The 12,652-nt window shown below is 69.5% G+C and carries 10 protein-coding genes; 2 read left to right on the top strand and 8 right to left on the bottom strand.

Features of this window, described 5'->3' with window-relative positions:
• Positions 1 to 19: 19 nt before the first annotated feature.
• The 8 genes from F0357_RS20355 to F0357_RS20320 form a co-directional block, all read right to left on the bottom strand.
• A complete protein-coding gene (locus tag F0357_RS20355; protein ID WP_153488680.1) occupies positions 20 to 1,027 on the bottom strand; it encodes an ABC transporter permease in 1,008 nt (335 codons plus the stop codon).
• Entirely contained in the window at positions 1,014 to 2,570 is a 1,557-nt protein-coding gene (locus F0357_RS20350; RefSeq protein WP_153488675.1) for an ABC transporter substrate-binding protein, read from the bottom strand. The genes F0357_RS20355 and F0357_RS20350 overlap by 14 nt, the downstream gene beginning before the upstream one ends.
• Positions 2,571 to 2,876: 306 nt before the next feature.
• On the bottom strand, positions 2,877 to 3,908 hold the full coding sequence (locus F0357_RS20345; RefSeq protein WP_153488671.1) for an aldo/keto reductase: 1,032 nt from the start codon (positions 3,906 to 3,908) through the stop codon (positions 2,877 to 2,879).
• Positions 3,909 to 3,930: 22 nt separating this feature from the next.
• Entirely contained in the window at positions 3,931 to 4,965 is a 1,035-nt protein-coding gene (locus F0357_RS20340; RefSeq protein WP_153488667.1) for a Gfo/Idh/MocA family protein, read from the bottom strand.
• Positions 4,962 to 6,929: a D-apionate lactonase family protein gene (locus tag F0357_RS20335; protein ID WP_153488663.1), complete on the bottom strand. Its 1,968-nt coding sequence runs from the start codon at positions 6,927 to 6,929 to the stop codon at positions 4,962 to 4,964. Before F0357_RS20335 ends, F0357_RS20340 begins: the two co-directional genes overlap by 4 nt.
• Positions 6,926 to 7,939 (bottom strand): ABC transporter permease, encoded by a 1,014-nt coding sequence (locus F0357_RS20330; protein WP_153488661.1) that lies wholly within the window; start codon positions 7,937 to 7,939, stop codon positions 6,926 to 6,928. Before F0357_RS20330 ends, F0357_RS20335 begins: the two co-directional genes overlap by 4 nt.
• Complete coding sequence (locus F0357_RS20325; RefSeq protein WP_312861756.1) at positions 7,936 to 9,618, bottom strand: sugar ABC transporter ATP-binding protein; 1,683 nt, start codon at positions 9,616 to 9,618, stop codon at positions 7,936 to 7,938. The genes F0357_RS20330 and F0357_RS20325 overlap by 4 nt, the downstream gene beginning before the upstream one ends.
• Positions 9,615 to 10,586, bottom strand: coding sequence for a substrate-binding domain-containing protein (locus tag F0357_RS20320; RefSeq protein WP_153488657.1), 972 nt, complete (start codon positions 10,584 to 10,586; stop codon positions 9,615 to 9,617). Before F0357_RS20320 ends, F0357_RS20325 begins: the two co-directional genes overlap by 4 nt.
• A 307-nt stretch (positions 10,587 to 10,893) precedes the next feature.
• Between F0357_RS20320 and F0357_RS20315 the strand changes: the two genes are divergently transcribed.
• The gene (locus tag F0357_RS20315; RefSeq protein WP_153488653.1) at positions 10,894 to 11,757 is read left to right on the top strand and encodes a sulfurtransferase; all 864 of its coding nucleotides are present in this window, start codon (positions 10,894 to 10,896) and stop codon (positions 11,755 to 11,757) included.
• A gap of 66 nt (positions 11,758 to 11,823) precedes the next feature.
• Complete coding sequence (locus F0357_RS20310) at positions 11,824 to 12,624, top strand: SDR family NAD(P)-dependent oxidoreductase (RefSeq protein WP_153488650.1); 801 nt, start codon at positions 11,824 to 11,826, stop codon at positions 12,622 to 12,624.
• Positions 12,625 to 12,652 lie beyond the last annotated feature (28 nt).

The following is a 12,652-nucleotide window of genomic DNA, read 5'->3' as shown; positions in this document are numbered from 1 at the left end:
GAGAGAGATCCCTTCGCGATCATGCCGCCGTCCGGAGCTTGGGGTTGAGGAGCAACGTCACGATGTCCGCGACGAGATTGACCGCGATGTAGGCCCCCGACAGCGCGATGGCGGCCCCCTGGATCATCGGCACGTCGTGGAAGCCGATCGATTCGACGAGCAAGCGGCCGAGGCCCGGATAGTTGAAGACGGTCTCGACCACGACGATGCCGCCCACGAGCCAAGCGGCATTGAGCGCGACCGCATTGATCGCCGGCGGCAGCGCACCGGGCAGGGCGTGGAACACCAGCACGCGCAACGGCGACAGCCCCCGCAAAGTGGCCGCCCGTACGTGATCCGACCGCAACACTTCGACCATCGAGGCGCGGGTCTGGCGCACGACGTAGGCCGTCATCGCGAAGTTCAGCGTGATGACAGGCAGCGCGGTGAGATAGAGGAAGTCGCCCACGGTGTGGGCCTGGTCGATCAGCGCGAGCGGCGGAAACAGAGACCAAGCCGTCGCGAGCCACGCGACGAGGGCGATGCCGACGACGAATTCCGGCACCGACATGCCGATCAGCACGGCGACCGAAAGCCCGGTGTCGAGCGGGCCGTCACGCCGGGCCGCCGCCCCGGCAAGGCCGAGCCCGATGCTGAGCGGAATATGGACCGCGAGCGCGATCCCGGCGAGGAGCAGCGTGTTCTGGAGATGGGTCAGAACGTAGGGCAGCACCGGCCGGCTCGCCGCCATCGACATTCCGAAGTCGCCCGCGAGCATGCCGCGCAGCCAGGCGAGATAGCGCACCAACAGCGGGTCGGCGAGGTGAAGCTGGGCCCGCAGCGCCGCGAGCGCGGCCGGCGTCGCATCGCGCCCCAGGATGCGCTCCGCCGCGTCGCCGGGCAGCAGCGCGATCACCCAGAACACGATGGTCGCGACCGCGAACAGCGAAATCACGGACAGCGCGAGGCGGCGCAAGATCAGGCGCGGCAGCGGCCCCGGCATCAACCGGAGCCGCGGCTGCGCCGCCGCGAGATCAGCTCCCGACAAAGGTCACTCCCGAGAAGTCCTGGGAGATCTTCTGCGGGTGGAGACTCCAGCCGGTGATGTCGGCCCGCGTCGCCCCGACGGCGTCGGCGTAGAGGGCGATAATCGTCCCGCTGTCGCTCTGCAGCAGGCGCTGGGCCTTGAGATAAAGCTCGGCCCGCTTCGTCTCGTCGGCCGCCTTGCGGGCTTCGAACAGGTCGTTGTCGAATTCCTTGCTGCGCCAATGCCCTTCGTTCCAGTCGCCGGTCGAGAGGAAGGGCAGGGACAGCGCCTCGTCCGCGGCGCGGCCGGACCATGCGGTCGCGATGAACGGCTTCTTCAGCCAGATGTTCGCCCAATAATCGTCGGCGGGCGCCTTGATGATCTTGATGCGAATGCCGGCCTTCTCCGCCTGCGCCTTGTAGACGGTGGCGAGTTCCACGAGGCCGGAGGTCGCCTCCGAGGTGTAAAGCTCGAGATCGAGGCCGTCCTTGTGTCCGGCTTCCGCCAGCAGCGCCTTGGCCTTCTCGATGTCGGGCGCCTTCGCCGGCTCCTTGATGCCGTACTTGAGCCACGGCGCGACCGGCGTGTCGTTCGCCACCGAGCCGTGGCCGGCAAGCACCGCCTTCAGGAGCTGTTCTCGGTCCGTTACGAGCTTCAGCGCCTGCCGGACGCGGACATCGTCGAACGGCGGCGTGTCGGCCCAGAAGGCGAGACCGTACCAGAACGGAGTCCGCGAACTGATGATCTTGACCGCCGGATTGGTCTTGAGCTTCTCGGCGGACCGCAGCGGCAGATCCCAGGTGAGATCGATCTGGTTGGCGAGCAACGCGGCGACACGGGCGGATTCTTCGGGAATCGAGCGCAGTTCCACCCGGTCGACGCCGGGTCGGCCCGGCCGCCAATATTTATCGTTCTTGAGATAGACGCTCGGCTCTTCGCCCGGCACGTAGTGTTCGACCTTGAACGCGCCGGTGCCGATGCCCGCGGTGCGCAACTGCTCCGGCGTCTGCCCCGCCCGGACGATGTAGGTGAAGCGGTTCGCGATCAGGAGCGGGAATTCGACGACCGTCTCCTTGAGATGGAAGGCGACCGTGTGGTCGTCGACCGCCACGATGCCCGCCGGATCGACCGGGGTGAGGATGGCGGTCGCCGGCGAGCCGAGTTTCGGATCGAGGAGACGCTGATAGGAGAAGACGACGTCCTTGGCGGTGAACGGCGTGCCGTCGTGGAAGACGACGCCCTCGCGGAGCTTGAACGTCCAGACCTTCGCCTCGGCATCGGACGACCATTCGGTGGCGAGCTGCGGAACCGGCACAAAGCTTTCGTCGACCGCGACGAGACGCTCGAACACCAAGCTGATGCGCGCCGAATCCGGGTCGTTCTTGCCGAAGGCCGGGTCGAGCGTGCCCTTCACGCCGTCACCCTCGCCGGACGCGATCCGCAGCGTCTTGGTGCCCGCGGCGAGCGCGAAGGTCGGCAGGGACAGCGTTCCGGCGCCGCCGAGCACGGCAGCCCCCGCGAGCAACGCACGCCGCGAGATCCGCGACTTCAGCAAATCCGACATTCAGCTCTCCTTGAAAGCACTCGGCAATGATGATCCTTCGTCGCGGAACGCATCCCGCAACGCTGGGTAGCCGAAATCTGGTTGAACGCGACGAAGCACGATGTCGCCGGATATCCGAACGCGGATTCGCTGCGACATTTTTGGATTCTATTCTTGAATTATATCGGCCCGCGGAGCGTGAACCAGATTTCCCATTCCAAAGGATGCCGGCTCATTGAAATAGATCGCGGGCGTTTACGAAAACCTTGAAACAACGTCTATGTCACCCCCGGCGCGCCTTGGAGGGACGCCGGGGGGCGGGACGGCTCAGGCGCCGCCGGGGAGGGGGATGTCGTCCCCGATCAGGCCCTCGGTGCGCAGCGCCTGCCAGAAGGCGGCGGGGATCGGCGTTTCGAAATGATCGGCGTTCGCGGCGACCTCCGCCGCCCGTGCCGGCCCGAACAGGACGCTCGCGACGGCGTCGAAGCCGAACGGAAATTGCAGGGCGGCGGCGGCGAGCGGGATCTCGTGCGCGCGGGCGATCGTCTCCAGACGGCGCACCCTTTCGACGATCGCAGCCGGCGCGGCGCCGTATTCGTAGCGGGCGCCGTCCACGACGCCGGTCGCCAGAATGCCGGAATTGAAGACGCCGCCGACCACGATCGCCGCCCCCTCCCGGGCCGCCCGGGCGAGCTCGCCGTGATAGAGCCCCTGCTCCAGAAGGGTGTGGCGTCCGGCGACCAAGAAGACGTCGAGTGGGTGGCGATCGAGAAAGAGATCGATCATGCCGGGCTCGTTGATCCCGGCACCGACCGCCGCGACCTCGCCGGACGATTTGAGCTCCTCGAGGGCGCGGAAGCCCCCTTTTTCGAGTTCGCGCAGCTTGCCGTGCAGGTCCTCGTCGGTCGGGAAATAGCCGCGGTCGAGATCGTGGATGTAGAGGATGTCGACCTTGTTGATGCCGAGCCGCTGGAGGCTGTCCTCGTAGGACCGCAGGATGCCGTCGTAGGTGTAGTCGTAGACATGGTCGAAGGCGAGGCCGCCCTTCCACGGTGCAGGCCGGACGCTGGAACGATCGCGCGGGGCTTTCAGAAGGCGGCCGACCTTGGTCGAGAGCACGTACTCGCTCCGCGGCCGGCGATAGAGCGCGCGGCCGGTGCGGTGCTCGCCCTGGCCGAGGCCGTACCAGGGCGCGGTGTCGAACAGGCGGACGCCGCGCTCCCAGGCGAGATCGAGCGTTAAACGCGCCTCCTCCTCGGGGACCGCCTCGAAGAGGTCGCCGAGCGGGCAGGTTCCGACGCCGAGCACGGGAATGTCGAGGCCGGTGCGGCCGAGCGTTCGTCTGTCGCCGATCTTCATGATGGTCTCCTCGCCCGGGCCGTCACAGCGTCGCCGGATCAATCGCCCGGCCCGTCGCCGCCGAGGCGTACGCGGCCTCGACCACGGCATAGGTCCCGAGGCTGTCGCGCGCGCTCGTCTCCGGCTCTGTCCCGGCCCGCAGGGCGTCGACGAAATGCTGCTGGGTGCGGACGACGCTGTCCTGGATCTGCCGCCACGGCTCGCTGGTCCACGGCCGGCCGTCGTGGGCGATGCGCTCGCGGCGGCTGCCGCCACGGCCTTTGATGACGAGTTCCTCCCCCGGCAGGATGAGGATCGATCCCGCCTCGCCCTCGATCTCGCCCAGGGTCTGCGGGAAGGGATCGGGATCCCGGTGCGCGGCATAGCTGAGATCGATGATGCCAGTGGCGCCGCCCCGATGTCCGAGGAGGATCGTCGCCGCATCCTCGCCCGCGATGCCCTGCTTGATCTGCTGGGTGCGGCAGAAGACGCTCTCCGCCTCGCCGAGCAGAAAGCGGGCGAGGTCGATCATGTGCACGCCGACGTCCATGATCATGAAGCGCTCGGTGTGCACGAGATAGGGCTGGTTCGAATAGACGTCGATCGCCGTGCGCCAGGACAGACGGGCGAAGGTCGGCTGGCCGATCTCGCCGGCGGTGAGCAGCGCCTTGAGCCGGCGGAACAGCGGCTGGAAGCGGAAATCCTCGTGCACCATCAAGGGCACGCCGGCCGCGTCCGCAGCCGCCGCCATCCGCCGGCAGGCCGCGAGATTGGGGCCGAACGGCTTCTGTACGATGACGGGAACGCGGTGGGACACAGCGAGGCCGACCAGCGCCTCGTGGGTCTCCATCGTCGTCGGGATGTCGACGAAGTCGAGGGCCTCGGCGGCGAACAGCGCGGCGGCGTCGGTATAGATCCGCGGCGGGGCGGCGAAGGTGCGCGCGGCCGCCTCCGCCCGCGCACGATCGAGGTCGCACACCGCGACGATTTCGGCGCCGGCGACGTCCCGCCACCCGGCGAAATGGTTCTGGGCGAAGAAGCCGCAGCCGATCACAGCGCCCTTGAGCGGCGCCGTCATGACGAGACCCCCGTGTCGATGCGGGCCGTGGCGTAGGCATCGAGAAGAAGGGGCTCTCCGGCCGGAAGCGTCTCGAAGCCCGCACGGAAGCCTGTCGGATTCCGGGCCGCGAGGGGCAGCGTCGCCGCATCGAGCACGCGCAGCCGTGCCGGGCCGAGCCCGTCGATCGCGACCCGGCGCGGCTCCGCCGAGAGATTGGCGAGGATCAATGTGCGGCCGGCGTCCGCCCGCCAGGCGAGGGCGGCGATGGAGGGATCGGTGGAGACTGCCGCAAGCGACGGCTCGCCGGCCGCCTCGGCGAGGTCGGCGACGACATGGAACAGCGGATAGGTGAGGGCGTCGGAATTTTCATCCCACCAAGCGCGCGGATAGGTCTGCAGGCTCGCGATCAGGCCGAACGGGCCGGTCGGCGCGGCGAGGGCCAGAGCGGCGACCCCGTGGTGGGCGATGGTGGCGGCATAGCCGAGGTGCCAGGCGGCGGCGAGAAGACCGCGCTGGCGCGGATCGGCGTCGGCGAGACCGACCCGGATTTGATCGGGATTGGCGGTCGGGCCGGCGCCGTAGGGGTTGAGGCGCGCGCCGATGCCGATCGGGCCGATCCAGTGGGGCGCGTCGCCGGCGAGGGCGCGGGCGGAGCGCAGGATGTGCGGCAGCGATTGAAGGCTTTCGATCACCGACAGATCGTCCGCGGCATGGACCGTCGGCGTCGTCGCGTGGAGAAGGAAGGCGAAGGTCCCGGCCGGTGGGCGCTTGCGGTTGAGCTCGGTGAAGAAGGCGGGCGTGCCGCCGCCGGCCGGGACACCCGGAAAGTGATCGCGCAGGGCCGCGGCGATGGTGGCCTCGTCGGGGGCGGGAGGGCGGGGCTCGCCGGGCTGAAACGAGCGCTCGTCGGCGCGCGGAAACGCGGCGACCGCCGCCGGCTGGACGCCCGCGCCCGCGAACGCCTGGGAGAACGCGGCGATCTCGGGGCGGGGGTCGGCCTCGGCCTCGAGCAGGAGAACGGCCGAGATGTCGGCTCCGAGGGCCGCGGCGAGCGCCGCAACGGCCGGCACAGTCTCCGGGCCGCCGCCCTTCGACGGATCGAAACGGACGAGGAGACCGCCGACGCCGAGCGGGGCGAGGGTGACCGCGTGCGGCAACGCCTCGGCGGCCGCCTCCGCCGCAAGGCCGAGCAGGACCGCCGGGAGGGTCGGTCCGGTCGCGTCGCCGATCGCCACGCGAACCACCGCGTCCGCAGAGGCGGCGACGGCCGGACCGGTCGCGGCCCGCGTGTCGGTAATCGCGATCCGGACCGCCTGCCGCTCGGTCGCCCCGGCGGCGAGGACGTAAGGGTAAGGCAGGCCGATCGGCCGGCTGTAGGTCTTGAACGAGGCGTCGGACCAGTTGCGGTGGTCCTCCATCTCGAACACGTCGCCCTCGAAGCGAGTCTCGACCGACAGATTGTCGACCGGGGTGTGGGTGATGGCGCGGATATCGAAGAGGGGCTGCCCCGGGCTGATGAGCGCGGGGATGGTCACGCTTTCCGTCGGGCCGCTCGCGTGCTCGACCGTTACCGGCGTGCCGGCGAAGCCGTCGAGCGGATGAAGCACGACGAACCCGGTCCGATTGGTCAGGAAATCGGTGTCCGGACGGATGTCGGCCGCGGCGACGAGGCGCCCCTGATCGTCCCCCTCGATCACGATGTCGGCGGCGATGCTCTCCGCGCCGTTGCGCCACCGCGCCGCGTAGGCGACGCGGAAGCGGGACGGCGTGCTCTCGACCGCGAGCCCGGAAATCTCGGGGGCCGGGGTGCCCCAGCCGGGGGTGCGCACCAGGAAGGTGATGGCGCGGATGACCTCGACGCCGTCCCAGCGGATCCAGCGCAGGCCACCGTCCAGAAGGCTTGCCGAGAGCCGGCCGGCGCTGAGCGGGGTGATCGGCGCCTCGCGCTCCGAGGTTCCGGTGAGGAAGATGTCGCGGCTCATCGCTGCTGCCTTTTCACCAGCATGTCGAAGGTCACCGCGCCGACGATGATCGCCCCGATCAGAAGCTGCTGCACGTAAGGGGAGACGTTGAGGATGACGAGGCCGTTGAGCAGGACGCCGATCAGGAGCGTGCCGATCACGGTGCCGACGATGCCGCCGGTCCCGCCATAGAGACTGGTGCCGCCGATCACCACGGCGGCGATCACGGTAAGCTCGTATTGCGTGCCGGCAACGGCCTCGGCGGAATTGAGCCGGGAGGCGAGCAGGAAGCCGCCGAGCCCGGCGCAGAGGCCCGTCAGCACATAGACGCCGGTGAGCACGCCCGCGACGTCGAGACCGCAAAGCCGCGCCGCCTCCGGATTGGAGCCGACCGCATAGACCGCGCGGCCCCAGCGGGTGGCGCGCAGGACGAAGGCCGCGGCGACGGCGACGGCGAGAAACACCACGACGGGCACCGGGACCGGACCGATCATGCCGCGTCCCCACCAGCCGAAAGCCTCGTCGAAGCCGCTGACCGGCCCGCCGTTGCCGACCATCAGCGCGAGGCCGCGGAACACCGTCATACCGCCGAGGGTGACGACGAAGGCCGGCACCGCAAGACGGGCGACGAACAGACCCTGGACCAGCCCGCAGAGGCCGCCGACGAGGATCGCGGCGAGCGCCGCGAGCGGCCAGGCGTGGCCGCCGTGGCCGCCAAAACCCAGCCAGCCGTCGACGATGCCCTTCGCCACCACGGCGGCGACGAGGCCGGTGAAGGCGGCGAGCGCGCCGACCGAGAGGTCGATGCCGCGCGTCAGGATGACGAACGTCATGCCGACCGCGAGGATGCCGTAGATCGAGACCTGCCGCAGCACGTTGAAGAGGTTGAGCGTGGACAGGAAGCGCGGCGCCAGGGCCGTGAACAGCACCATGAGAAGGAGGAGGAAGAGGGCGGGCGCGAGCCGGGCGATCAGGGGCATCGCGCGGCCCGGCCGCCGGGCGGCGGCGGAAGCGGGAAGGGTCGCGGTCATGAGGCAATCCGGTGTGCGCGGGTCGCAGGGGTGGGCGCGCCCTCGGCGCCGCCGGGCGCGTCGAGACCGAGGGTCATCAGGCGCATCAAAGCCTCCTCGCTCGCGTCGGCGGCGGCGAGATCGCCCGTGAGGCGGCCCGCGCAGAGGGTGAGGATGCGGTCGCTGACCGCAAGGATTTCGGGCAGATCGGACGAGATCACCAGGACGGCGACGCCGTCGGCGGCGAGCGCGCGCAAGAGCCGGTGGATCTCGGTCTTGGCGCCGATGTCGACGCCGCGGGTCGGCTCGTCGACGATGAGCACGGCCGGCTGCGTTTCGAGCCAGCGGGCGAGCACGACCTTCTGCTGGTTGCCGCCGGAGAGCACCGCGATCGGGGCGTCGAGACGGGCGGCGCGCACCGAAAGGCGGCTCGACAAGGCGGCGAAGCGGGCGCGCTCGGCCCGCCGGTCGACGAGGCCGAACGGGGCCGACAGCTCCCCGCCGGCCGCTCGCTTCGCCACCGCCGCGAAGTTCTCGAGGACGTCGAGGCCGAGGAAGAGCCCCTGCTTCTTGCGGTCTTCCGGCACGAAGGCGAGGCCGGCGGCGATGGCGTCCTTCGGGCTGCGCGGGCGATAATCCCGTCCCTTCAGCCGCAATGTACCCGACCCCACGGGATCGGCCCCGAAGATCATGCGGGCGAGCTCCGTGCGCCCGGCCCCGACGAGGCCGGCGACGCCGACGACCTCACCCGCGCGCAGCGAGAAGCTCGCGTCCCGCACCGCCGGAGCGGCGCCGGGCGGCGTCGAGAGCCCGACGACGTCGAGAACGACGTCGCCCGTCTCCATCACCGCGCGCCGGGCGGGTGCTTCGAGGTCGCGGCCGACCATGAGGCGGACGAGGTCGTCGATCCCGGTTCCGGCGATCCGCCCTTCGGCGACGTGACGGCCGTCGCGCAGCACGGTGAAGCTGTCGCAGAGGTCGATCACCTCTTCGAGGCGGTGGCTCACATAGAGGACGGCGATGCCGTCGGCGGCGAGCGCCCGCACGACCGCTTTGAGATGCTCGACCTCCGCCGGGCTCAGCGAGGCGGTCGGCTCGTCCATGATGAGGATGCGGGAGCGGTGGGTGAGCGCCCGGGCGATCTCGACGAGCTGCTGCTCGGCGACGCTCAGGCTCGCGACCGTGCGGTCCGGATCGATGGCATATCCGAGCCGCGACAGAGCATCCTTCGCCTCGCGGCGCATGCGCGGCCGATCGACGAGCCCCAGGCGGTTCAGCGGCAAATGGCCGGCGAACAGGCTCTCGGCGACGCTGAGGTCCGGAAACAGGCTGAATTCCTGGCGGATGGTGGTGATGCCGGCGGCCCAGGCCTCGATCGGGCGCGCGAACCGCACCGGCGCACCGGCGACCGCGATCGTGCCCGACTCGGGGGTCAGAACACCGCTCAGGAGATTGATGAGGGTCGATTTGCCGGCCCCGTTTTCACCGAGCAGGGCGCGGATCTCGCCGCGCCGCAGCGCGATCGAGATGTCGGCGAGCACGGTGTGGCCGAAGAAGCTCTTGGTGAGGCCTCGCGCCTCCAGAACGACGGATGCGGGATCGGACGCGACGAAGGCTTCGGACGGGTTTGACCCATCCGAAGCCGCGTTGAGGGCGGCGGCACCGCGTGCCGCCGCCGGCTCGGTCGTGCGAGCGCTCACTGGCCGAGCAGCCCGAACCGCTCGGCCTTGTCGAGGTTCGCCTTGGTGATGGCGATCGGCTCGACGAGGATGTTGTTCTCGGCAGGCTTGGTCCCCACGCGGATATAATCGACGAGGGTGCGGATCGCGATGCGGCCCTGCTTGCCGGGGAACTGATCGACGGTGGCGGCGAGCGAGCCGTCCGCGATCGCCTTCAGGGCGTCGGTCGAGCCGTCATAGCCGAAGATCGCGATCTTGCCCTTGAGGCCGCGCGCATCGACCGCCTGGGCGGCGCCGAGCGCCATGTCGTCGTTGGCGGCGGCGATCACCTGCGGGGGCTCGGAGAGACCCGTCAGGATGTTCTCCGTCACCGACAGACCCTGATCGCGGCTGAAGCGGGCGGTCTGCTCGGAGACGAACTTGTAATCCGCCTTGCCGTCGAGCGCCTTGTGCAGGCCGCCGTTGCGGTCGTTGGCGGTCTTGTCGCCGGGAATGCCCTGCAGGTTGACGATGGTCGCGCCCTTCGGGAACTGGGCCTCGATGGCCTCGCCCTGGCGGATCGCACCCTTGAAATTGTCGGCGGCGACGTTCGCGAGCACCTCGGGCACGCCATTCACCGGACGATCGATCGTCACGACCGGCACCCCGGCCTTGATCGCCTCGCGGACGGCGGGCGCCAGCGCATCGGCGTCGGCGGGGGCGATGATGATGCCGTCGACGCCCTGCACCAGAGCCGCCTCGATGTCGGCGATCTGCTTCGGCGCGCTGAGCTGACCGTCGGCGCGGAGCACCTTGACCTTGCCGAGCTTCGACGCCTCGTCCTCGAGCTGCTCCTGCAGGAACACGAAATGGGGGAACGAATAGCTGAGGGAGGAGACGAGAATGGTGACCTCCGCGTCCTTACCCTTCGGCGCCGCGGACGCCGGGGAGAGAGCCACGGCGGCAACGCCGGCAGCGAGGGAGAGGGTGAGCGCGATCTTTCTGAACATTCGGATTTCCTGCATGCAATTTATTCTACTAATTTTGTATATCTCTGACCGAAAGCGAAGGCGGGGGCGTTCGGCGCCGGACCGTCTGGGGGAAACCGCTTTCCAATTCCGCCGCCAAAGGAGAAATGTTCGTGCGACGCGATGGGCTCTATTGTCAGTTGAATGGCAAAATATGTTCGCGCGTCATCGAAAAGATCATTATATTCTCGTTCTGAGATCATCTCGGAGAACATTTTTCCTCGTCCGAATATCGCGCGGAAATATAGAAGAGTGGCTTCGAACGGTCCTTTCAGCTTCGAGGCGCGTCATGTCTTATGAGACGGTTATTTCCCCGGAGGCGCTGGCGACGGGGCTCGAAGCGGCGCGCGAGGGCAGTGCCGACTGGCTCGTGCTCGACGCCCGCTTCACCCTGGACGACGAGGATTGGGGCCGCCGGGTCCATCGCGAGAGCCACATTCCGGGTGCGCTGTTCGCCGACCTCGCGACCGATCTCTCCGGCCCGATCATCGCCGGGGTAACCGGGCGGCGGCCGCTGCCCGCCTTAGCAGTCTGGGCGGCGACGCTGTCGCGCTGGGGCGTGCGGCCCGAGACCCAGATCGTCACCTACGACTCGAGCGGCGGGATGATGGCCGCGGCGCGGCTGTGGTGGATGCTGCGCTGGGCGGGTCACGACCGCGTCGCGGTGCTCGACGGCGGGTGGCCGGCGTGGATTGCCGAGGGTCGGCCGGCGGACACCAGCGTCGCGACGCGCACGCCGGTGCCGTTCCAGGGCCATGAGCGCGCGGCGTTCGTCGCGGATGTCGGGCTTGTCGACGAGATCCGGCTCAATCCGACGTGGGCGCTGTTCGACTCACGCTCGGAGGAAGGCTTCCACGGCCTCGGCGTCTACCAGGACCCGGTGCGCGGCCACATCCCCGGGGCCCGCCTCGCCAACCGGGCCGACACCCTCGACGGCGCCGGCCGCTTCCGCTCGCCGGCCGAATTGCGAGCCCATTATGCGGCGTTGTTCGGCGACGTGCCGGTCGAGCGCGTCGTCTTCTATTGCGGTTCGGGCGTCACGGCGGCGCAGAACCTGTTGGCGCTCGCCCACGCCGGCCTCGGCGACGCCCGCCATTATGTCGGCTCGTGGAGCGAATGGATCACTGATCCGAGCCGTCCCGTCGCCCTCTGAACTGTCGCTGCTCTCCCGCCTGCCTCGATCCTTGTCCCTTTTCCCGACCCCGGAGCCCGAACGGCGATGGCCACCATTCTCGACGATCTGTTTTCCCTGGAGGGCCGCACCGCGCTCGTCACCGGCGGCGCCGGTGCGATCGGCCGCGTGCTCGCCCGCGGCCTCGCCTCGGCCGGAGCCCGCGTCGCCGTGCACGATTTCGACGAAGCCCGGCTCGCCGAGATCCGCGCGCTGTTCGAGGCCGACGGCCGCGAAGTCGTCACCCTCACGGGCGATCTCACCGACGCCGCCGCCTGCAAGACGGTGGTCGATCGCGCCGCCGAGGCGCTCGGCGGGCTCGACATCCTCGTCAACAGCCAGGGCACCAACCGCCGCAAGCGCATCGAGGCGGTGACGGCGGACGATTTCGACGCCATCGTCGACGTCAATCTGCGCAGCGTCTATTTCGTGGCGCAGGCGGCACATCCGCACTTCAAGGCGCGCGGCGGCGGCAAGATCGTCAACATCTCCTCGCTCAGCGCCAAGCACGCGTTCAACACCATCTCCGTCTATGCGGCGACGAAAGCGGCGGTGAGCCAGCTCACCCGCGCCCAGGCGCGGGAATGGGTCGGCGACAACATCCAGGTGAACGCCGTCGAGCCCGGCTTCGTGAAGACGGAGTTCACCCGGCCACTCTGGGACGATCCTTACCGCGACGGCTGGTTCCGTGGCTTCATCCCCGCCGGCCGGCTGGCGAGCCCGGACGAACTCGTCGGGGCGGTGATCCTGCTCGCCTCCCGGGGCTCGTCCTACATCACCGGCCAATCGATCGTGATCGACGGCGGCGTCCTCTCCGGCGCGACCTGGGAGGCGCCGGCGGCACCGTAACCGCCTCTCACACGGGGCGGCGGCGCTC

The sequence above is a fragment of the Segnochrobactrum spirostomi genome, assembly GCF_009600605.1.
Classification (GTDB): domain Bacteria; phylum Pseudomonadota; class Alphaproteobacteria; order Rhizobiales; family Segnochrobactraceae; genus Segnochrobactrum; species Segnochrobactrum spirostomi.
Note: the sequence above shows the minus strand (reverse complement) of the source record. Positions and strands in the feature narration are given on the sequence as shown.